Origin of the sequence: Citrobacter sp. Ce104 (genome assembly GCF_030334595.1) — a bacterium.
Lineage (GTDB): Bacteria > Pseudomonadota > Gammaproteobacteria > Enterobacterales > Enterobacteriaceae > Citrobacter > Citrobacter europaeus.
The window spans coordinates 358,105-380,924 of sequence record NZ_JAOWDP010000069.1; the positions used below are offsets into that span (position 1 = coordinate 358,105).

The 22,820-nt window shown below is 48.3% G+C and carries 18 protein-coding genes; 9 read left to right on the forward strand and 9 right to left on the reverse strand.

Annotated features, from left to right (window positions below):
• Positions 1 to 69 precede the first annotated feature (69 nt).
• The 6 genes from OGW16_RS24505 to OGW16_RS24530 all read left to right on the forward strand — a co-directional run bounded on the left by OGW16_RS24505 (position 70) and on the right by OGW16_RS24530 (position 6,283).
• On the forward strand, positions 70 to 1,647 hold the full coding sequence (locus tag OGW16_RS24505; RefSeq protein WP_043016344.1) for a methyl-accepting chemotaxis protein: 1,578 nt from the start codon (positions 70 to 72) through the stop codon (positions 1,645 to 1,647).
• A 62-nt stretch (positions 1,648 to 1,709) separates the two neighbouring features.
• Positions 1,710 to 2,636 (forward strand): glutaminase B, encoded by a 927-nt coding sequence (gene glsB / locus OGW16_RS24510; protein ID WP_043016343.1) that lies wholly within the window; start codon positions 1,710 to 1,712, stop codon positions 2,634 to 2,636.
• On the forward strand, positions 2,636 to 2,995 hold the full coding sequence (locus OGW16_RS24515; RefSeq protein WP_200007009.1) for a DUF4186 domain-containing protein: 360 nt from the start codon (positions 2,636 to 2,638) through the stop codon (positions 2,993 to 2,995). Before glsB ends, OGW16_RS24515 begins: the two co-directional genes overlap by 1 nt.
• 80 nt (positions 2,996 to 3,075) lie before the next feature.
• Positions 3,076 to 3,603, forward strand: a complete 528-nt coding sequence (locus OGW16_RS24520) for a GNAT family N-acetyltransferase (protein ID WP_043016341.1) — start codon at positions 3,076 to 3,078, stop codon at positions 3,601 to 3,603.
• Between the two features lie 106 nt (positions 3,604 to 3,709).
• Positions 3,710 to 5,161: a tagaturonate reductase gene (locus tag OGW16_RS24525; RefSeq protein ID WP_286519165.1), complete on the forward strand. Its 1,452-nt coding sequence runs from the start codon at positions 3,710 to 3,712 to the stop codon at positions 5,159 to 5,161.
• Positions 5,162 to 5,368: 207 nt separating this feature from the next.
• Complete coding sequence (locus OGW16_RS24530; RefSeq protein ID WP_043016339.1) at positions 5,369 to 6,283, forward strand: bestrophin family protein; 915 nt, start codon at positions 5,369 to 5,371, stop codon at positions 6,281 to 6,283.
• On the opposite strand, the gene OGW16_RS24535 is transcribed toward OGW16_RS24530, so the two are convergent.
• Complete coding sequence (locus OGW16_RS24535; protein WP_047411299.1) at positions 6,280 to 6,657, reverse strand: GFA family protein; 378 nt, start codon at positions 6,655 to 6,657, stop codon at positions 6,280 to 6,282. The two genes, OGW16_RS24530 and OGW16_RS24535, sit on opposite strands and share 4 nt — an antisense overlap.
• A gap of 131 nt (positions 6,658 to 6,788) precedes the next feature.
• The gene (tam, locus tag OGW16_RS24540) at positions 6,789 to 7,547 is read right to left on the reverse strand and encodes a trans-aconitate 2-methyltransferase (RefSeq protein ID WP_043016337.1); all 759 of its coding nucleotides are present in this window, start codon (positions 7,545 to 7,547) and stop codon (positions 6,789 to 6,791) included.
• A 108-nt stretch (positions 7,548 to 7,655) separates the two neighbouring features.
• On the opposite strand from tam, the gene OGW16_RS24545 reads away from it, so the two are divergent.
• Entirely contained in the window at positions 7,656 to 8,177 is a 522-nt protein-coding gene (locus tag OGW16_RS24545; protein WP_286519166.1) for a GNAT family N-acetyltransferase, read from the forward strand.
• Between the two features lie 9 nt (positions 8,178 to 8,186).
• Here OGW16_RS24545 and OGW16_RS24550 read toward each other — a convergent pair whose 3' ends face one another.
• The 4 genes from OGW16_RS24550 to OGW16_RS24565 form a co-directional block, all read right to left on the reverse strand.
• Entirely contained in the window at positions 8,187 to 9,023 is an 837-nt protein-coding gene (locus tag OGW16_RS24550; protein ID WP_087050559.1) for a DMT family transporter, read from the reverse strand.
• Between the two features lie 53 nt (positions 9,024 to 9,076).
• The gene (locus tag OGW16_RS24555) at positions 9,077 to 9,472 is read right to left on the reverse strand and encodes a hypothetical protein (protein ID WP_286519168.1); all 396 of its coding nucleotides are present in this window, start codon (positions 9,470 to 9,472) and stop codon (positions 9,077 to 9,079) included.
• 928 nt (positions 9,473 to 10,400) lie between these two features.
• Positions 10,401 to 11,117, reverse strand: a complete 717-nt coding sequence (locus OGW16_RS24560; RefSeq protein WP_043016333.1) for a YebC/PmpR family DNA-binding transcriptional regulator — start codon at positions 11,115 to 11,117, stop codon at positions 10,401 to 10,403.
• 275 nt (positions 11,118 to 11,392) lie between these two features.
• On the reverse strand, positions 11,393 to 13,375 hold the full coding sequence (locus OGW16_RS24565; protein WP_286519170.1) for an alkyl/aryl-sulfatase: 1,983 nt from the start codon (positions 13,373 to 13,375) through the stop codon (positions 11,393 to 11,395).
• Positions 13,376 to 13,618: 243 nt separating this feature from the next.
• On the opposite strand from OGW16_RS24565, the gene OGW16_RS24570 reads away from it, so the two are divergent.
• Positions 13,619 to 14,005 carry a KPN_03583 family lipoprotein gene (locus OGW16_RS24570; protein ID WP_075146383.1) on the forward strand — a complete coding sequence of 129 codons (387 nt, stop codon included), beginning with the start codon at positions 13,619 to 13,621 and terminating at the stop codon, positions 14,003 to 14,005.
• Between the two features lie 64 nt (positions 14,006 to 14,069).
• Here the strand turns inward: OGW16_RS24570 and OGW16_RS24575 are convergent, their stop codons facing one another.
• From OGW16_RS24575 to OGW16_RS24585, 3 genes are all read right to left on the reverse strand, one after another.
• The gene (locus OGW16_RS24575; RefSeq protein WP_047411283.1) at positions 14,070 to 14,687 is read right to left on the reverse strand and encodes an outer membrane beta-barrel protein; all 618 of its coding nucleotides are present in this window, start codon (positions 14,685 to 14,687) and stop codon (positions 14,070 to 14,072) included.
• Positions 14,688 to 14,795: 108 nt separating this feature from the next.
• A complete protein-coding gene (locus OGW16_RS24580; RefSeq protein ID WP_075146165.1) occupies positions 14,796 to 15,425 on the reverse strand; it encodes a winged helix-turn-helix transcriptional regulator in 630 nt (209 codons plus the stop codon).
• A 238-nt stretch (positions 15,426 to 15,663) separates the two neighbouring features.
• A complete protein-coding gene (locus tag OGW16_RS24585) occupies positions 15,664 to 16,851 on the reverse strand; it encodes an OmpP1/FadL family transporter (protein ID WP_075146166.1) in 1,188 nt (395 codons plus the stop codon).
• 629 nt (positions 16,852 to 17,480) lie between these two features.
• On the opposite strand from OGW16_RS24585, the gene OGW16_RS24590 reads away from it, so the two are divergent.
• Positions 17,481 to 22,811: a peroxidase family protein gene (locus OGW16_RS24590; protein WP_286519174.1), complete on the forward strand. Its 5,331-nt coding sequence runs from the start codon at positions 17,481 to 17,483 to the stop codon at positions 22,809 to 22,811.
• Positions 22,812 to 22,820: the final 9 nt, after the last annotated feature.

The window sequence follows — 22,820 nt, forward strand, 5'->3', positions numbered from 1 at the left end:
ATTTCTGCAATTTTTCTGTCATTTACTCTCCGTATATTCGCGTCTAACGCTTTGATACAGAAGAGTAATATGAACATAACGCAAATTTTTCAACGTCTGATCCCCCGTCAGTTTGGTTTGTTAACTGGTATTTTCTGCATAATTGCACTGTTCTCTGTATTGCAGGTCGCGTCCTCTTTGATGCTCTCGGCCTCTGTCAGCGACGCGCAACATAATGAAGGTCGTAATCAGCTCGCGCTAATACAGCAGGCGAAGATCGATGAAGCGCGGGTGGCATTATTGTCTGCCAGCGATCTGCTTAACCGGGCTGGAGTTTATTTTATGCAGGATGCCGCCACCGGCTCTGATGGAAGTTGGCGGCCATTAATGGAGGAGGCTCATCGGGCGCTGACACAGTCAAAAACCGCATGGGATGCATGGAGTCATTTAAAACCGCAGCCGGATCCAGAACTCACGGAGAGCTATCAGCGCTTTTATAGCGGCATTCAGGAACAAGCGGACGGGCTGATGCAGTCCGGTTCGATTGACGCTTTTTTTGCCGTGCCCGTACAGGCGTTTCAGTCAGATTTTAACGACAACTACGCCCGCTTTCAGCAGGAAAGTGGGCGACATGCGGAAGTCGGGCGTCAGCAATTGTTGACCAGTCTTGAGCGTTTACAGCATCTGTTTTTGTTTATTCCTCTGGTGCTGGTGGTTATCGCTGTGCTGGTCTGGCGCAGTATGTCTCGTTGGGTGATAACACCGCTGCGACGGCTGATCGATCATATCGATATTTTAGCGGCAGGCGATCTTTCCCGACCAGCTCCGCAGGTGAGTCAGTTCAATCGGGAAGTGATGCAATTAAGTTTGCGAATTGCTGCAATGCAGCAGGGACTCTGCGCGCTGGTACAGCAGGTGAATGACGCCACAACCGCAATGGTGGGGAACATCAGCGAACTTGCGCAAAATAATAAGCAGTTGTATCAGCAATCGGCGAAACAAAGTGAAGAGTTGAGTACCGTGACTTCGCATATAGGTTTTCTTGAAACGCATGTTGAGGATAACAGTGGCTTTGCTCAACTGGCGAATCAGCGTGCTGTACAGGCCCGTGATATTGCGGCGGGCGGAGACCGAATGATGGCGACGGTAAATGCGTCAATGCAGGCGATTGTGACGCGCTCGTCTGAAATGCGCGGAATTATAACGCTAATCGACAACATCGCGTTTCAGACAAACATCCTCGCACTGAACGCGGCAATCGAGGCTGCACATGCTGGGGAACAAGGGCGCGGGTTTGCAGTGGTCGCCAAAGAAGTTGGACTTCTGGCGCGAAAAAGCGGTCAGTCGACGCAGAATATTCAGGCGCTCATTCAACACTCTTTACAGGGCATTGAAGAGGGCTTTCATGCCGTAAACGGGCTGGATGAGAATCTACAGCAGGTTATTTCGCTGGTGGAAAACCTCGGCGCATTGCTGAACGATATTTCGGCGGCAACGTTAAATCAGGGGGACAGTATTCACCAGTTGACTCGTAAGCTTCATGTTCTGAACGGAGAGGCCCGGCAAACCAGCGATCTGGTGAATGCCGCATCCAATTCTTCCTTGCAGCTACATCATGAATCTCACCAGCTTATGCAGGCAGTGGCCAGATTCCGCCTTCCGGCCTGACGCTGCGTATTCAGCTCTGTTATACTCGCAGGCCTTTCATACCTGCGAGCAAGGAGCATGTTGTGGCCAGGGCCATGGACAATTCAATTTTAGAGACCATTGTGCAGCAGGTTCGTCCGCTGATTGGTCAAGGTAAAGTCGCTGATTACATTCCTGCATTAGCTTCCGTGGACGGTTCAAAACTGGGTATTGCCATTTGCACCGTCGATGGACAGCACTATCAGGCGGGGGATGCGCAAGAGCGCTTTTCTATTCAGTCAATTTCAAAGGTGCTCAGTCTGGTCGTGGCGATGCGTCATTATCAGGAGGATGAGATCTGGCAACGTGTCGGCAAGGATCCATCCGGTCATCCTTTTAACTCCCTGGTACAGCTGGAAATGGAACAGGGGATCCCGCGTAATCCCTTCATCAATGCCGGGGCGCTGGTGGTTTGCGACATGCTGCAAGGGCGACTGAGCGCACCGCGTCAACGGATGCTGGAAGTGGTTAGGGCGTTAAGCGGCGTATCGGATATCGCCTATGATTCGACAGTGGCGCGTTCTGAGTTTGAGCACTCGGCGCGTAACGCGGCTATCGCCTGGCTGATGAAATCATTTGGCAATTTCCATCATGATGTGACCACTGTTTTACAAAATTACTTTCACTATTGTGCGTTGAAAATGAGCTGTGTAGAACTGGCGCGTACGTTCGTCTTTCTGGCGAATCAGGGACACGCCTTTCATCTTGCGGAGCCCGTGGTTACGCCCATGCAGGCCAGGCAGATCAACGCGTTGATGGCTACCAGTGGCATGTATCAGAACGCAGGGGAATTTGCCTGGCGAGTAGGTTTACCGGCGAAATCTGGCGTTGGCGGCGGTATCGTGGCTATCGTTCCCCACGAGATGGCGATTGCCGTCTGGAGTCCGGAACTGGATCCTGCGGGAAATTCGCTGGCGGGTATCGCCGTGCTGGAGCAATTAACACAACAACTGGGGCGCTCGGTTTACTGATGAATACGCTCGATCCTCTTTTTGCCAGGCTGGCGAAATCAACGTTTCGCTCGCGGTTTCGTCTTGGTCAGAAAGAAAGGCAGTATTGTCTGGATAAAGGTGCGCTGGTTATCGAGCAACACGCTGCGGATTTTATTGCCAAACGGCTGGCCCCGGCGTTACCGGTCAATGATGGTAAGCAGACGCCCATGCGTGGGCATCCGGTCTTTATCGCTCAACATGCTACGGCCACCTGTTGTCGGGGCTGTCTGGCGAAATGGCATGATATTCCTCAGGGTGTCGCGCTTAACGATGAGCAGCAACGTTACGTTGTCACGGTTATTTATCACTGGTTAGTGCTTCAAATGAATAAGCCATAGATAACATAATCCTATGATATGTCTCCTTGTGTTGTGCTTTTGTTAAAAGCAGTATAAAGAGGTCAATCTAAGGAGAAAAAATGGCTATCTGCAAACCCTGCTTTGTGATGAGTACGGCACAGATTCTGTCGAGAATCGACGAGCTCAGCGACATCCTTGAAACATGCGTCAATGACGGCGCCTCTGTTAGCTTTATGCTGCCTTTTACGAGTGAAAAGTCACGACCTTTCTGGATGAGCGTCGCGCAAAGTGTCGACCGTGGAGAAAGGATTGTTCTGGGGGCGCAGGACGCACAGGGGGTTCTTGTTGGTACCGTCCAGCTCATTATCGATCAACCCGAAAACCAACCCCATCGTGCAGATGTCGCCAAACTACTGGTTCACACCTCTGCGCGACGGGGCGGTGTGGCTCGGGAATTGATGAACGGACTCGAACGTTGCGCGCATCAACAAGGCAAGACGCTGCTGGTGCTTGATACGGCCACGGGCAGTTCCGCTGAGTTGTTCTACCACAATTGCGGATGGCAAAAAGTTGGGGTGATACCCGACTATGCCAAAATGCCCGACGGGACGCTGACCGGGACCACACTTTTCTATAAAACGCTCTAATTTGTTATCGGGAATTGATCAAAACAGGGTTTCAATGTATTAAAGTTTGCTAACCTATTGGACCAATTCAATCAGGTTGTATGACTAATCATAAAGGGAACCCATTGTGCAAACACTAAATCGTCGCGATTTCCCCGGTGCTCAGTATCCTGAACGCATCATTCAGTTTGGTGAAGGAAACTTCCTGCGCGCCTTCGTTGACTGGCAGGTTGATCTGCTGAATGAGCATACCGATCTGAACGCAGGTGTGGTCATTGTTCGTCCTATCGAAAGTACCTTCCCACCATCGCTGAGTACACAGGATGGTCTCTACACCACCATTATTCGTGGCTTGAATGAGAAGGGCGATGCCGTAAGTGATGCTCGTTTAATTCGTTCAGTTAACCGCGAAATCAGCGTCTATAGCGAATACGATGAGTTCCTGAAGCTGGCGCATAATCCAGATATGCGTTTTGTTTTTTCTAACACCACTGAAGCAGGCATCAGTTACCACGCGGGCGATAAGTTTGAGGATGCACCGGCGGTGAGTTATCCCGCTAAACTGACCCGACTGCTGTTCGAGCGGTTCAGCCATTTTAATGGTGCGTCGGATAAAGGCTGGATTATCATCCCTTGCGAACTGATTGATTACAATGGTGATGCGCTGCGTGAACTGGTCCTGCGCTACGCTCAGGAGTGGGCGCTACCGGAAGCATTTATTCAGTGGCTGGATCAAGCCAACGCATTTTGTTCCACGCTGGTGGACCGCATTGTTACCGGTTATCCGCGTGACGAAGTAGCGCAACTTGAAGCTGAGCTTGGCTATCATGATGCATTCCTGGATACGGCTGAACACTTCTATCTGTTTGTCATTCAGGGGCCAAAGTCATTAGCCGCCGAACTGCGTCTGGATAAATATCCGCTCAATGTCCTGATTGTTGATGACATCAAACCGTACAAAGAACGGAAAGTGGCCATTCTCAACGGCGCGCACACCGCACTGGTTCCTGTTGCCTGGCAGGCAGGGCTCGATACTGTGGGTGAGGCGATGAATGACGCAGAGATTTGCGCCTTCGTTGAAAAAGCTATTTATGAAGAGATCATTCCGGTACTGGATTTACCTCGCGATGAGCTGGCATCTTTCGCCAGCGCGGTGACCGGTCGATTCTGCAATCCGTACATTAAGCATCAGCTGCTGTCGATTGCCCTGAACGGCATGACTAAATTCCGTACCCGTATATTGCCGCAGTTGCTGGCAGGGCAACAGGCCAGCGGCAAACTGCCGGCGCGCCTGACGTTTGCGCTTGCCGCGCTGATTGCCTTTTATCGTGGAGAGCGTAACGGTGAGTCATATCCGGTTCAGGATGATGCGCACTGGGTGGAGCGCTTTCAACAGCTTTGGTCCCTGCATCATGACCGCCAGATAAACACCGAAGATCTGGTTAAATCTGTACTGGGCGTTAAAGAGCACTGGGAGCAGGACCTGACTCAGGTTTCTGGGCTGGTGGAGCAGGTTTCTGCCGATCTGGATACCATTCTGGCAAAAGGCATGCGTGAAGCCGTTAAACCACTGTGCTAAGAAAACAGCCCGGCTCAGGCCGGGTTTTTTGCAAAACAATTATTAGTTACAACATACTATTGTATGTTAAATACTAAGCCATTCTGTAACTCAGGTGCGGGAATTGTCTGGCAGGAAAAAGATGTTTAGTTAATGTTGCGATTAACTTGCAACATTGATCACTATCGCGTCTAATGTGACGGGTTTCACATTTTTCCGAAGATAACCATGATCGTTCGCCCCCAACAACACTGGCTACGCCTGATTTTCGTCTGGCATGGTTCCGTATTATCAAAAATCTTTTCACGTCTGTTGCTGAACTTCCTGCTCTCCATCGCCGTTATTATCATGCTTCCGTGGTATACGATGCTGGGTATTAAATTTACTCTGGCGCCGTTCAGCATTCTCGGCGTGGCTATTGCTATCTTTTTAGGCTTTCGCAATAACGCCTGCTATTCACGTTACGTTGAGGCCCGCCACCTTTGGGGGCAGTTGATGATTGCTTCCCGATCGCTTTTACGAGAGGTAAAGACCACCTTACCGGATGACGTCGAACTGGGGCAGTTTGTTCGTCTACAAATCGCGTTTGCCCACTGTTTACGCATGACTTTACGCCGAAAACCGCAGGCAGCGCCGTTGGCGAAGTACCTCAGCGAGAAAGATCTGCAGACGGTATTTGCCTCACAATCACCGGCAAACCGCATATTGTTGCTGATGGGGGAGTGGTTGGCCGTGCGCAGGCGAAATGGACAACTATCAGATATATTATTCCATAGTTTAAACAATAGGTTAAATGATATGTCTGCGGTGCTGGCAGGTTGTGAGCGGATTGCGAATACTCCGGTCCCGTTTGCGTATACTTTGATCCTTCATCGCACGGTGTACCTGTTTTGTATCATGTTGCCATTCGCCTTAGTGGTAGATCTGCACTACATGACACCTTTCATTTCAGTGCTTATTTCCTACACTTTTATTTCGCTCGACACGCTTGCAGAAGAACTGGAAGATCCGTTTGGCACAGAGAACAACGACCTGCCGCTGGATGCGATTTGCAATGCTATCGAAATCGATTTACTGCAAATGAACGATGAAACAAATGTGCCAGCAAAACACATGCCGGATAAACATTATCAACTCACTTAGCGACGTTCGTTTTGCCACCAGGCGGGTTGCATATCGGAAAACGAATGAAACTCTGGGGCCAGATCTTCATCGTTAGGATCGTCAAAAGCTCCGGCTAAAAGTGCAATTACCGGGGCGTCATCAATGGCGCCCACGGAACTCCCGCACTGAGGGCAAAAGGCCCGACTGGTCGTTTCAGATGAGCGCCAGGTTGTCGGTTTTCCGGCTTTTCCCGTCCATTCTACATTTTCTGCAGCAAACTCAATCCAGACGACGGTCGGCACGCCAGTATGTTTCCGGCATATATCGCAGGAACAGGTATGGGAATTATTAGGACTGCTGGCAGTGAAGCGGATCGAGCCACACAGACACCCACCAATGTAGACTTTAGACATAACAACTCCCGTCAGAAATACGTGGCAAGACACTAGCAGATGCACGCCATTGCCACTAGAACCTTATAATAAAAAGGCGAGGGCGCGCATAGACGATAGTTCATTCCTGTGATCTGTCTGATGATTAACGCTTAACTATTGCGTCTGGCAACCATAAACATTCGCGGAAACGCCAGTAAAATTTTGCCATTTTCCTGTAATGGATATTGCTCCTGCAGGAGTTCGTGGTAGCGCGCCAGGTACTGGCGTTGCTCTCTTTCACTCAAATCCTGCAACCAGGGGCGCAGGCCTGTAGAACTTACCCAGTCGATAATCGCCTGATGAGAATCCATAATGTGATAATACGTTGTGCGCCAGATATCTACCTCACAACCTGCCTCGCTCAAAATATCATAGTAGGCGTGTACGCCTGGAAGTGGCGTCCGGCCCCGGTCGGGATAACCCTGTTCATAAGCTACTTCGCGCATCAGAACATGCGTGGGTTCCAGCCAGTTATCCGGCATTTGCACGGCCAAAACGCCGTTGCGACCAAGAAGCGATACCAGATTTGGCAACAGTTCATAGTGATTGGGTACCCACTGTAATGACGCATTGGCATAAAGCAGATCTACGGGATGCTCTACCTGGAACTTACTGATATCCGCTTCAATAAAACGGCATGTCGGTAATACGTTTCGCGCCTCATTAAGCATGGCGGGTGAGGAATCAACTCCGGTTATTACAGCCGAGGGCCAGCGCTGATATAGCAATGCCGTACTGTTTCCCGGACCACAGCCAAGATCGACGACTGAACGGACACTCTCTAACGCCACTCTGCTGAGTAATTCCGCAGCGGGTCTTGAACGTTCAGTTTCATATTGCAGATAAAGCGAAGGGTTCCAGTCGGCCATGAATGAATCTCCAGTATGAGAGAAAAAGGCGGAAAGGGTGCATAAATCCTTGCCGATGAGCCATTTCTTTTAGAAGATTATATGAAAATGAAAGATAAGGGCAGAAATATGCTGGAAACATCGAGACTGGTTTTACGACAGTGGGAAGCCAAAGACAGAGCCCCGTTTGCTGCGCTAAATGCCGATCCGGACGTGATGCGTTTCTTTCCGACTCCGCTGCAACGAACGGAAAGCGACAACCTGGCTACAAGGTTCGAGGAAGGCATTACAGAGCGCGGTTGGGGATTCTGGGTCGTTGAACTTAAAGAAACACACCAGTTTGTGGGGTGTGTAGGTTTACATCCACAGCCTGATAAATTTCACTTTTCACCCTGTACCGAAATAGGCTGGCGTCTGGCTAAAGACCACTGGCACCAGGGGCTGGCATTGGAAGCCGCCGAGGCATGCCTGACGTTTGCTTTCGAGGAGCTGGGGTTAAGTGAGGTGGTTTCATTTACTTCCGTACTGAATAAACCGTCAGAGCGCCTGATGATACGGTTGGGCATGAATAAGACTGAAGAGTTCCTGCATCCCGCGTTGCCGACTGATCATCGGCTAGCACAACACGTCCTGTATCGTCTTTGCCGATAATTAGTCAGACTATTTTGAACCCTTCCTCATATCAGAAAAAATAACTAAGCCTATTCCAGCTAAAATAATAATGCTTGCAAGAAGGATCCTGGCGGTGAGCGTTTCACCCAAAAACACGATCCCGCCGAGCGTGGCGAGACAAGGAACGCTGAGCTGGATGGTACTGGCCGTCGTGGCTTTGAGCAACGGAAGAAGCGAGTACCAGAGCAGGTAAGCGCCTCCCGATGTTAGTGCGCCTGATAATACTCCCAGCATTATTCCGTTTATATCAATGTGAAGATGGGTATGAAAGATGAGGGGAATAATCAGTGCAACCGGGACCGTCAGGATGAAATTACCACTCGTTGAGGCTACGGCATGCGTGATTTTTTTCCCTGCGATACTGTACATAGCCCAGGCAACACCGGAAATAATCATCATGACTGAGGCATACAAGGAAGGCCGCTCAGCACCAGGAAGTAGCAATATCGCTATTCCAACCAATGCTCCCAGAATCCCTGTTATTTTTAATATTACGAGTTTTTCTTTCTGAACTAATCCCCATACCGTCATGACGAGCTGAACGGTACCAAAGAGCAGCAGGGCGCCGGTGCCGGTATTGAGCGAAACATAGGCAACGGAGAATGAGAAAACATAAATGCAAAGTAGCAGGGCGTTTAACCATCTAAACTCTATTTTTTTACTCTCAGATGCTATCGTGATGAATAAATAAAGGGCAATCGCACCACTGATTAACCTGAGACTGCTAAAAGAAATGGCATCGGCGTGCATACCCTTTAGCGCGATTCGGCAAAGCACTGAATTTCCTGCAAATGCGCTCATTGCGATAACGATTTTGATAAGCAAGTTAGCGTCCTCAATCTAATACAACAGTCAGTGCCGGTGCCGGTGTTCAGGTTTCAAAAACAGGTGTTTTGATCGATGTATTTACCCACATCTACGACGTTGTTCGTTTCAGGATCGACATTGAGAACCACAAAACGCGTTTGCGGACAAAATTGCTCAGCACTTTTCTTGCTGCATTCAGTTTGCAGCCATCGATGTTGACCATAATCGGTGACAACCGTATTGAGATTGCTATATTCGCTGCATACAAAACCTTTTTCAGTCGCTCTTTGTCTCGCGGCATCCAGACTCAAACCAATAACATTCAAACTGTCGACCTCTTTGGCATGTGCGCTGTCGGAAACACGGGTCAATATGCATCCCGTTAGCGTACAGGCAAAGAGCAGTAAGAGTGCCAGGCGTTGGATGGGTTGAGCATTTTTATTACGCATTGTCTGGATAGTGGTCAATTTTATTACCGTTTTTCTGAAAGTGAGCGATGCCTCATGGAGCAGTATATAACGATTACATGCATCTGCTTTAGAATCGCCGACATGCTGCTTTCCGTTTTTAAATGAAACATTTCAAGTTAGGTCGCGGCGCTTTAAACAACGGTTCGACATCATTATTGAGCAGCACAAGGACTACCATAAAACCTTAGATTCTTCCTCATTCCATCTTAGTGCGCATAATGTATATTATGTTAAATGCAAAATAATGGTCTCTCAGTTCATGGCCCTCAGCATATGGTGCTCACTCGCGTGCTTACCCTTCCCCAATCCGGCTTCGGTTAAAGCGAATAAGTTTTCTATCCGTTCTGGTGCCGGAAACATGGCGTGAGTTTCTGTTCGTCGAACTCATACATGCGGTCCTGGCCACCAACTGTCTGCCAGCAATCTTCACAGAATCCTTTAATGAAACTAACTTCAGCGTAAAATCGCTTCCGCTATTTTTTCCTGCTCATCAATGCGCTGAGCAATCCGTGTGTTTACTTGCGACTGCTGCGGTAAAGCTTCAGTCAGATCCTTCGAATAAAAACTCGTTTGATATCTATAGTCTCTCTGATGCGATGTCCGCTGTTACGAATTAGCCCGACCCGGCTATCCTTTGGATACATTTTCAAGGGTTGGTAACGGTGATGATAAACGACAAGGTCAAACCTATAGTCGCATTTGAACGTGGAGGCGGTTTTTGATTCCCGGGAAAAGAACGCCCTGACTCATCCTGTGGGCAAACAGTGAACATGACTGTCTGCTTTGAGTATAAAACAGACAGTCACCTGGATTTTCTACGTAAACTTTATCTATTTCTTATAATCAATGCATCTGGCTGGATGTTTTTATAACAAATTTGTAAGTTCAAAATCAGCCACAGTGACACTTCCCTTTTAATTTACAATTAAAGGTTTGCAACGTTATGATATACTTTTTGAACATCATCGTCAGCCTCAAGAGCGTCAACGAGTCCTTCAAAGATTTCTAAATCTTCAGGTGAAAGTTCAATTTCTGATTGAGCAATCATTTCTAATTCTGTTGTTGAAAACTCAGTAATGCCAGCTTCTTTTAAAGCAGCAATTCCTTTGTGGAGATCTGTAGATTCAGTATAAACAACGATGTTCCCTTCTTCTTCGGTTACATCACGGACATCCACTTCGGCATTCAGCAAAACTTCAAAAATATGGTCAGGGTCTGTTCCTTTAAATACAATCACCCCGGTATTGTCAAACATATAGCTGACTGCACCTGCTGCTCCAATATTCCCGCCTTTTTTATTGAAGATTGAGCGGACATTAGCAATTGTACGATTAACATTTGAAGTCAATGTTTCAGCGATAATCAGTGAACCACTTGGGCCAAAGCCTTCATAGCGCCCTTGCACGAACGTTTCATCGCTGCCACCTTTGGCTTTATCGATTGCTTTATCAATAACGTGCTTAGGAACCTGGGCTTGTTTTGCACGCTCAATAACGAATTTTAAAGCTGAGTTTGATTCTGGGTCTGGCTCACCTTGCTTAGCGGCAGCATAGATTTCTACACCAAATTTTGCATATATATTAGACGTTGCACCGTCTTTAGCTGTTTTTTTAGCAACAATGTTTGCCCATTTACGTCCCACTGGAATGGTCTCCTCAGAAATTCATTTATGCTACGGACAGGTTAATAACCTGCATATTTTTCCGCCGCATTATATCATGATACACAAACTCTCGTCCATGAAAACAAAAATATACAGATTATATGGTGTGTTACTTTAATTACATTAATTATTAACATTATGGATAAAATATTTCCACATTATATCTTAGATCTTTTATATTCTTAATAATTGAACCGCAGCAATAATAAAAACCCGCCATTGCTGACGGGTTATTACATGATTTCTATCTACAATTAAGGCGTCACAATGTTAAACCAGAAATCAAAACTGTCTAAATATCCGACGAACTCGTCAAGTTTGGCGTGATTGCCAGTGATCTGTACCTCACCCTTCTCTTCCGCTTGCTTCAGCGATTCTTCCTTCAGGATAATTTTGTTCAACGTCGCCCGATTCAGCGTAATGGAGGCATCAGCATTACTGGCCTGAGTATCAGCACTATGGTTAAGAACACCGTTTTCCAGTTCCAACTTGTATTTACCACCGTCAGCGCCTAAATCAACGTTGAAGACAGCCTGGGCATTTGCCGCTTTTTCGCCATTAATATGTACAGCCAGATAATCGAAGAACATTTCCGGCGACATAGCTTTAACCGTATCCGGGCTGGCGGTATTGGGGGTTGCGCCTTTTACCACACCATTGCGTAATTCTTGCGCACCAGTCAGATAAAAATTACGCCATGGGCCGGACTCTGCCTGGTAACCCATCTGCTCAAGAGCATCGGCTTCCAGATTACGAGCCTCTTTATTGCTCGGATCCGCAAAGACGATATTGTTAGTCACCTGCGCCACCCAACGGTAATTACCATGGTCATAATCCGCTTTTGCTTTTTGCATGATGGCATCGGCCCCTCCCATATAATCGACATATTTCTTCGCGGCATCTACTGGCGGTAGTTCGTTCAGCGTTGCCGGGTTACCGTTGAACCAGCCGAGGTAAAAGACATAAGTTGCTTTCACGTCATGGCTAACGGAACCATAGTATCCGCGGCTGGCCCATGATTTTTCCAGACCAGACGGCAGTTTGAAGTTAGCGGCGATTTCGTCACGAGTCAGACCCTGGTTAGCCATTCGTAATGTCTGATCGTTGATGTAACGGTACATATCGCGCTGGCTCTTCATTAACTTCACAACATTTTCATTACCCCAGGTTGGCCAGTGGTGCTGAGCAATAATAATGCTCGCCTTACCTCCCCAGCGGCCAATAACGTCATTGATATATTTTGACCATGCCAGCGGATCGCGGATCTTCGCGCCCCGCAGCGAATAGGTGTTATGCAGCGTGTGGGTTACATCTTCAGCGGCCTCAATCATTCCCTTCTCTTCTACATACCACAGCATTTCAGAGGGCGCTTCTGAACCAGGCGCCATCATGAAATCATAGGTTAGACCGTCGATAACTTCTTTCTGCCCGGTGTGGGTAATGTAATTAGTAGGTTCAATCAGTGTCACCGTACCCGCAGAGGTTGTCGTACCAAGGCCTGCACCTACCTGACCTTTTGCATCCGGTTTTAACAGATTGCCATACATATAACTGGCCCGGCGACTCATGGCGTTACCTGCCATAATATTTTCAGATACGGCCTCCTTCATAAAACCAGCCGGTGCATATACCTTCACTTTGCCGGATTTAACATCAGCTTCATCCACGACACCACGTACGCCGCCGTAGTGGTCAACATGGCTGTGCGTATAAATGATGGCAACAACGGGTTTTTTACCGCGATTTTTATAATAAAGATCCATTCCGACTTTTGCCGTTTCTGCCGATACCAGCGGATCAATGACCGTAATTCCCTCTTTCCCCTCCATTATGGTCATATTCGAGAGATCCAGATTACGGATTTGATATACACCATCGGTTACATGGAACAGACCACCGATATTGATCAACTGCGACTGGCGCCACAGGCTTGGATTAACCGTAGCGGGAGCTTTTTCGCCTTCCTTGATAAAAGCATATTGCTGCGGATCCCAAACAATGTTCCCTTGCTTTCCTTTGATTAGTTCATCGGGAAGCGGAGCGATAAATCCCTTATGGGCATTTACGAAATCTGTTTTATCAGTGAATGGCAATTGCCCGTATAAGGCATCATTCGCGCTTTTGGTTTGAGCTGTAGCATCTTTTGCCCCTTCCTGTGCGATTGCAGGAAGTGACATTAACGATGTCGAACAGACACCGGCTAAAGCCAGATAGCTTACTCGTTTATTTAGTTTCATAAATTCTCTGCTAATAATAAATTTTCAAGCAGGATCAAAACTGCTTCATTGATTATTGATATGCATCTGCGATGCGATGTTTATCAGGACGGCGTGATTGAGTATTGAAAGGTTAACATAACCTTACAAGCCAGTATCATTAAAAAATATTTAATTATAAATTTTTATTTAAATAAATCATCCGTAGACAATGGATTGTTTAAAAAGATAATGACTGGCATCCATCTCCTTAGGTCAATAAATATGCGTGCACTTTATCTATTACTCATCATTGGAACCCTCTCTGGTTGTAGCTCTTCGCCACCGGAGAAAGTAATTAGAATTAATAAAATGATTATTCCTGTTATCCAGAATAACTCCGTGACTAAATCGAGCAGTAATTCGAGATCCTTGTCGTTATATCAAGAAAATAAACTGCAAATTGAAAACGTGGCAAACACGCTAAAAAGTGATTATCTTCATGATGTTAAGCGTAATGAGATGTTTGATGTTCATAGCCAGGCATACCAGGTGTATGCTTCATTATCTAAGCTTGAGCAAATGCAACAGATGAACAATTTTTATTATAAGGAGCATAATCAAACGGGTCTGTTGAGCATCAATCAGTCGGTTAATTCTCTTATTGAATAATAAAAGAGCCTCCTCATTGATGAATGAGGAGGCTCTTAAATATGGGCTGTTTGATTAACTAAGGTTAGTCATGCTGGCCAAAACGATATGACAGTCCCGCCGTAACAGAACTGACATCGCTGGTTGCTCCAATCTGGTTTTCGTTACCGACATTGCTGACCCATTGATACTCAAGGCGCCCTGCCCAATTATTATTAAAGGCATATTCAGTACCTACCGCCACTACCGGACGGACACCGGTATCAAAACGATTATTCCCTTTAATATCGGACTCTGCGCGATATCCCATGGCACCTGCCCGACCATATACATCCCAGGCGTCGTTCAGACCATAACTTGCTTTCAGTGTGAGTTGCAGTCCCTGGCTTTTCATTTGCGAACCTGATGCGCCATTTTTACCATTGAACTGCATATTACCTAAATAATCATAACCACCTTCAACGGCGAGCCATGGTGTAATTTGATAACCGGTGAATACACCGCCACCAACATTATCGCCATCGGTGCCAACATTTCCAAATTTTTCACCGTGATTATTGCTCTGTTGAGTAGTGCTGGAGTCAAAATAGTGTGACCAACCAAATTTCCCGCCAGCATACCAGGTTCCGACATCCGCTGCAGCAAAAGCGGTTGTGGCTGTAAAAGCGTTAGCAATAATAAGTGTAATAAGCGTCTTTTTCATGATTTTCCTATCGAGGCTTTCAGTTACGATTGATACAAATAACGTGTCGCTACAATAGGGTATTTAAGTTGTGGTGATAATTGCTTTTTAATTTATTTTTGGATTTCCTCAAAATCGCTCAGGTAATTTATTGATGGTGGTAAGATATCCCCCGCGTTCAAAATCAATATAGCCTCCTTTTTTTAGGGCTGAAATGACATTTAAAACGCTGCTGCGTGATAAGTGGGTGCGATCCTGAATGTAATCCAAAATAGACATGCGTTTGCGGGTCTCTTCCGGTAACAAAATCATTTCCTCGAGATGGTTTCGTATCACCGAATAGGTACGTTGCTGTACCACTAAATCATCGCGATAAAAGAGATAACCCGTGTGATATGAAAGCACAGCCGCCGCATCTTCCCACAACCCTTGTTGATGGAAGAGCTCTCGCGCTTTATCGGCATCCACGCGTAATATTGTCGACTCGGCTTCTGCGCGTAATAAGTGACCATGGACCGGCTGGATCATCTCGGCAATACCGAACAGATGAGGTTCATAGACAGTCACAATTAACAGGCCATCAGACGAACGTAAAATGGAGAGTTCTCCTTGCAGGAAAAGATATAGCTGAGGCTTATTTTTGTATTTCCACATGATACGGCGTCGAGGTACAACCTTAAGATTTTCTGCAATCGGCTCAAGCACTTGCATTAAACGTTGTATGCTTTGTTCAGGGCGTACCGGGGGTGAAATTTGCATGTTCAAACCTGTATTCTTTTGATTGAGATAACGCTATGATTCTACGTATATTCCATGAAGAATAGTACAGCCTCATATTAAAACCATAGGTTGCGCAATACTAAAAGTACAAATTTATTTTTATTTAAATGATTTTTTTAGAAGGCCACCAGCAGACGGTCACTGAACATTAGTGGATGGATGCTTTGCTATGGTGATTATTGACAATACATAACATTTCGACTTGATAACAACGATGCTAAAACTGATAGCTGTAGTTAACGCTGGCAAACCAAAGCCACGGATTTTTATACTCACCGGCATAGATATCAGATTTAACGCTGGATGACTGCATATGCAAATACTCAACGGCTACCCCGATATTACTGGCTGGGGTAATCTGGTACTGAGCCCCGGTGGCAAATCGCCATTCATCCCCGGTCGGTAACGAAAGCGCGGCATTACTTTGTGTTTTGTACGGTGAACTGTCAAATGCGACCCCGGCATTAATTCGCCACTGCTCATCGGGATGATATTGCACACCCACCGCCGTATGCCATGTATCTTTCAGCCTATTAACACGATCGTCAGATTGACCATTTATTGTAATCTGAGGACTACCAAACTGACTCCAGTCCTGCCAGCCAAGATCCCCCATCACTGACCATCTTCGGTTAATATCGTGAACCACACTAACCATTACCTGCTGTGGCGCGCGGACCTGGGCGGAAATCGGCAGGTCATAGCCAATATTAGGTAGATGTGGGAAACGCGCTTTGCCGTCAATATTGAAATGATAATCAGTCTTGCTGCTCCAGGTTATGCCCGCCCGTGTTTTGTCATTTAAATCCATCAATAAGCCAAGGCGGTAATTCAACGCCCAGTCATGATCGCTTTGTTTTTCATCGCGGCCGTCGACATTTCTTTTTAAAGACAGAAAACCGTAGTTCAAACCCGCAGCAGCACCAACCGACACCTTGTCACTCAGTTTCCATGCAACGCCTGGACTCAGCGTCATCGCAACCAGGGTGCTTTGTTTAATCAACCGATCCCCGGCCCAGTTGCCAAAATCGATACCCAACCCATAGTTGCCATATAATCCCAGCCCGGCTGAAACGGTATCGCTCAGGCGTTGCGCATAAAACATACTGGAATTGGGGAACAGCGTCATTACGTTCCCCGGACTTTGCCTTTCGTCAGCGCTATTGTTCAGCGTATAGGGAATATCTCCCCCCATCGCCTGCAACCCTCCGGTGACCATATGGTCAGACAGACGGGTCATTCCCGCTGGGTTCGTTAATAGCGTTGAGGCATCCTGAGCGCGAGCGGCCTGCCCTGCACCAGCGAGTGCTGTATCCTCCGTTCCGACTTCATAAAAATAGAGCGTACTGGCGTTACCGAACGCCGAAAAGAGCATTCCGGAAAGAAGAATTATATTTTTTTTCATTGTATTACCTGTCTGGATGGGAACTTAACAAAACGTAGGCCAGTTATCACACAGTATTGATTTACGCTAATAGCATAATCAGGCCTCTGGAATGATGTCGCGTTAAGTTTCATCCAATATTAAATTTTATAATCTGCCCCTGCTCTCTTAAATATCGCCTTAATGAGAATTCTTCTTAATAAGAAATTTGGCATTAATTAAAATGTAAAGAAATGAAAATTTAATGTTTTCATAAAAAAGTATGAGTGAAGTCGGCAACGGAAAAACCATAGTTATGATCATCACATAAATGTAATCTGAGTTTAAAAAAAACCTACACATTCACTGCTTGAGAAGACCTCGTCTTCTCAAAACTTCGCGTCCCGAGCATGCCTTTAATTTCAATAAGGCACGGTTAGCATCGGTCACTAAAACCCAATTCATAAGTGAGGTGAATATCTTATTGGTCTGGTTAAATATCTGGAGAATAACACTAACCCGGTCGTGGATATCGTTTGTGCTTTAAAATACGGAGCTTAATCATGTACTAACAATCAGATATCTGATGCGACTCATTCTTCTGTCAGCTTTTGTAAGCAGAAGAAAAGAGTGATGATAGCTAATACAGGTAAAGATAGGGGTAATGACTTATGGCCTCACAATATGACTTTACTGTCACTCTGCACGATCTGGCTTTTATTCTTAAGCAGATCAAAATATCCGAAGCGGCAACTAACGCGGATGGTAGCGTTAATGATGAAATGCTTCGAGAATTAGTCTCCAGTCCGCTATTACCTTATGGCCTTCGTACGGTGGATGGTTCATGGAATAACCTTTTACCGGGTCAAGAGTTATACGGCTCTGCCGACCAGACTATGCCAAGATTAACCGCATTAAACTGGCAAGACGCGGATGAAATGACCAGTTATATCCAAATTGGCGGGATGGTTATTGATGCTGACCCGCGAATTATCAGTAACTTAATTTCGGACCAGACGGCTTCAAACCCGGCGGCTCTGGAGGTATTCAACGCATTAAAAGATGCGCCTGGTGGTGGTACTATTACAGGAGAAGGCAGCTTATCTATTCCCAACCAGTCTCCGGATATTGGACTTTCCCCCGCTTTTAATGGCTGGATGACCTTCTTTGGTCAGTTTTTCGACCACGGTCTGGATTTGATACCGAAAGGTGGCAACGGTATTGTTTTCATTCCGCTACAGCCAGACGACCCATTATATGTTGAGGGGTCGGATACAAACTTTATGCTATTAACCCGGGCGACGGTCAACGAAAACCGAGAGACGGTAAACCTGACAACCCCTTTCATTGATCAAAACCAGACCTACACCTCCCACCCTTCACATCAGATTTTCATCCGCGAATACGTAATCATTGACGGTAAACCCGAGCCAACGGGAAATCTGTTAGGCGGCGCTAACGGAGGACTGGCGACCTGGGCTGACGTTAAAAATCAGGCTGAAACTCTGCTGGGTATAAAACTCACCGATCAGGATGTTTTTAATGTTCCTCTGCTGGCAACGGACCGCTACGGTAATTTGATTTTAAGTGAAAACGGGAAGGTACAGATTGTGACCACCAACGGCCTGGTTGAAGCCAATGGCGGCCTGTTACCTGCGGAGACGTTCCGCACCGGCCACGCGTTTCTGGATGATATTGCTCATACTGCCGCGCCAAAAGCGGGCCTGCTGGCGGATGATGACAGTGCTATCGGCGGCGAAGGAGCGCAACCTGCGGGAACCTATGATAACGAACTGCTCGACCGCCACTTTATCACCGGCGATGGGCGTGGTAATGAAAACATTGGCTTAACCGCTGTGCATGCCGTTTTTCACAGCGAACATAATCGCCTGGTTGAACAGTATAAAACCACACTGCTGGAAACCGGCGACATCGACCTCATTAACCAGTGGTTGATGCCGAATCACCAAATCACTGAGATGCCTGCCAATACCAGTACTCTGGTATGGAATGGCGAGTACTTATTCCAGGCCGGTCGCTTCTCCACGGAAATGCAGTACCAGCACCTCGTGTTTGAGGAGTTTGCACGTACCGTACAACCCGCCGTCGATCCGTTTGTCTTCTCCAACACGGCGGATATTAACCCCCTTATCTTTGCCGAGTTTGCGCACGTGGTTTACCGTTTCGGGCATTCAATGCTGACAGAAACCGTGGCGCGTACCGACATTGATATGCAAAGCGGCGATATTGGCCTGATAGCCGCGTTCCTGAATCCTGTGGCATTCAATGAAATCAATGGTGCCACCGTCACTGACGACCAGGCCATCGGCGCGATTGTGCGTGGTATGACGCGTCAGGTGGGCAATGAAATTGATGAGTTTATTACCGATGCTCTGCGTAATAATCTCATCGGCCTGCCCCTTGATTTAGGCGCGCTTAATATTGCTCGTGGCCGTGATACGGCAATGCCTTCGCTGAACCAGGCTCGCGAGCAGTTTTTTGCATTAAGCGGTGATAGCCAACTACGCCCCTATACCAGTTGGGCTGACTTTACCACCTACCTGAAAAACCCGGCCTCTATCATTAACTTTATGGCCGCTTACGGTCAGCATGAGTTAATCCTCAATGCCACCAGCCTTGAAGGTAAGCGCGCGGCGGTTAACTTCCTGCTGTTTGGCGATGCCAATAACGCCCCACCTGCAGATGCAATGGATTTCTTTAATAGCACCGGAGCGTGGGCCACCAAAGAAACCGGCCTGAATATGGTCGATTTCTGGATTGGCGGACTGGCTGAACGCAAAAATGAATTTGGCGGCATGCTGGGTTCAACCTTCAACTTTGTCTTTGAAACGCAGATGGAAATGTTGCAGGACGGCGATCGTTTCTACTACCTGAGCCGCGTTCAGGGACTTAACTTACTCAACGAACTGGAGGCCAACTCGTTTTCCGCGCTGGTAATGCGTAACAGCGATCTTGGTGAGGAGGGTTCCTCTCACCTGCCCGCCAACCTGTTCCAGACGCCGGACCATATTTTCGAAGTGAACCGCGTGCTGCAAACGGAAATCGACCCGAAATGGGGTAATCCGCTGAAAGATCTGCTCTCGCCGTTGTTGGTGCGTCGCGACCCTGGCGCGGATGTTGACGGCGATAGCTTTGCGGACGGTGGTTATCTGAAATATACCGGTGATGGGCATGTGGTGCTTGGCGGAACGGCGGGCAACGATACGTTAATCGGCGGTAAAGGGATCGACAGCCTGTGGGGCGATGGCGGAGATGACCGACTGGACGGCGGTGACGAAGCCGATGTGGTCCACGGCGGTGACGGTGATGACATTATTACCGATACCGGTACACCCGTTGGCGATGCTGACTTCCTGCACGGCGATGCCGGACATGACGTTATTTTCTCCGGAAATGGCAACGATCTGGTCTTTGGCGGCAGCGGCAGCGACTTCGTGGTGGTCGGTGAAGATGCGCAGGAGGTCTTCTCTGGTCAGGATAACGACTTTGCGCTTGGCGGCTCGGGTGGTGATTTCCTGATGGGCAACGAAGGCGATGACTGGCTGGAAGGCGGCGACGGGTTTGACACGCTGGCGGGTGATAACTCTGAGCTGTTCTTCAACAGTACCATTATCGGTCACGATGTCCTTAACGGTCAGGGTAACGACACCGACTACGATGGCGAAGCCGGTGACGACATCATGGTTCAGGGCGCGGGGATCCAGCGTAATAATGGTATGGCTGGTTTCGACTGGGCTATCCATAAAGGCGACCCAAACGGCGCTAACTCTGATCTTGGGATCCCCATTTTCGTTAACCAGCAGGAATTTATTCTGCGCGATCGTTTTGACCTGGTTGAGGGGCTGTCGGGCTGGAAATACGACGATATCCTGACCGGGACGGAACAGCCGATAGGAACCGCCCCGGTTCAGGGTGTTCCCCTCTCTAACAACCTGACCCAGGAAGGTGCAGACCGGATCAACGGGCTTCAGGCCATTCTCGGCGTAGAACGTTCTGCTAACCCGGACGCGGTGCTACTGAACCCTGATGATGGTAGCGATATTTTACTCGGCGGCGGCGGTAGCGACCGCATCATGGGTAAAGCCGGTAACGATATTATTGATGGCGATGCGTGGCTCAACGTGCGTATTGCCGTTACCGGTATGGCAGGACTCACCAGCGCCGAAGGCATGGCCGAACTGAAGTCATACATGCTTGCCGGCACGCTGAAACCGAATCAACTGTCGATTGTGCGCGAAATTCTGCATGAAGGTAACGGCACGGAAACCGACGTTGCGGTGTACCGTGATGTCAGCAGCAACTATGTCTTCACCCGTATGGCTGACGGTAGCCTGCGTGTCGATCACGCTACGCCCAATGCCGCGCTGAACCTGAATGATGGCATTGATCGTTTGTTGAACATCGAAAAACTGGAGTTTGGCGATGGTCAGCAGTTGTGGGTGACGGCGCAGCAAGCGACGGGCGATCTCGCCATCAGCAATCCTAACCCTTCGGTGGGCGATCTGCTGCGCGTCAACGTGGCGAATTTGCTGGACGGTAATGGGCTGGCAGCGGATGTGGCCATCACGATGACCTGGCAGGCATTCGTCAACGGCCAATGGCGGGATCAGGCAACCGGTGCGGAGTTCAGAGTGCCTGGCGCTATTCAGGGCGCGCCGCTGCGTGTGGTAGCCAGTTTTAACGACCGTATGGGTGACGCAGAAACGCTGGTGTCGGCACAAACTCAGGCAATCCTGCCGAGAAATCAGGCCACCACCGGTGCGCCGGTAATTAATGACCTCACTCCGACTGAAAGTCTGACGCTGACCGCGGTGGTTTCGGGCATTGCGGACGCTGACGGTCTGAGCGGCGGTAATTTCACCTATCAATGGAGAATGAGTTCGCCAACCGGATTCGTCAACATTAACGGCGCGACATCCGCGACCTATACGCCGGGCCAGGCCATGGTCGGTCGAACGCTGCAGGTGGTGGTTACCGTCGTCGACGATGAAGGCAACCCCCCTGTTGTTCTGACCTCGACCACCACACAGCCTGTGGGCGATCTGATTGTCGGTACCAACGGCGCGAACACGATCGTCGGTACTGCATGGAGCGATATTCTGCGCGGTGAAGGTGGGAATGACACTTTGTTGGGCGGCGCAGGTGACGATCTGCTCGTGGGCGGTGCGGGTAACGACAGTCTGTCTGGTCAGGCGGGGCAAGATATCCTGCAGGGGGATGCGGGTAATGACACGCTTGATGGTGGTCTTGGCGCCGACAGTATGACCGGCGGCGCGGGCGATGATACCTACATCGTTGATGATTTCGGTGATGTGGTTATTGAAGGTGTGAATGGCGGTACGGACATTGTGCGTACCGGCCTCAGCAGCTATGACCTCACTGACAACGTGGAAGAACTGGTCTTTACCGGCAGCGGCAGCTTTATCGGTACCGGGAATGCTATTGCTAACACCATTACGGGCGGCTCCGGCAATGACTATCTGTTTGGTATGGGAGGTAATGACCAGTTGTTTGGCGGTACCGGGAATGACTTCCTCGATGGCGGAGATGGCGCTGATAACCTGCAGGGCGGAAACGGCAACGACGTCATGATTGGCGGCGCGGGCGCGGATACCCTCTCCGGCGGTAGCGGCGACGATATTCTCAATGGCCAGGAGGGTAACGACATTCTTGACGGAGGGGCCGGGAGCGATATCTTCGCCTTCGGTGCTAACTTTGGGCAGGACCGGATCACCGGTTTTGACAGTAACCCCAACGGCGGCCAGGACTTCCTCGATCTCGTCTTGTTAGGCATCAACGCGGGTAATTTTGCCAGCAGCGTGTCTATCACCGGAAACAATGGCAACACCATTGTGACTATCGGCACTGACACCATCACATTAGTGGGCGTCAATTCGACCACCGTGAATATTGGTGACTTTTATCTGGAAATGCCCACCACCCTTGCCAGCAACAATGGCAATAGTTCATTGATCGTATAAGGAGAAGAC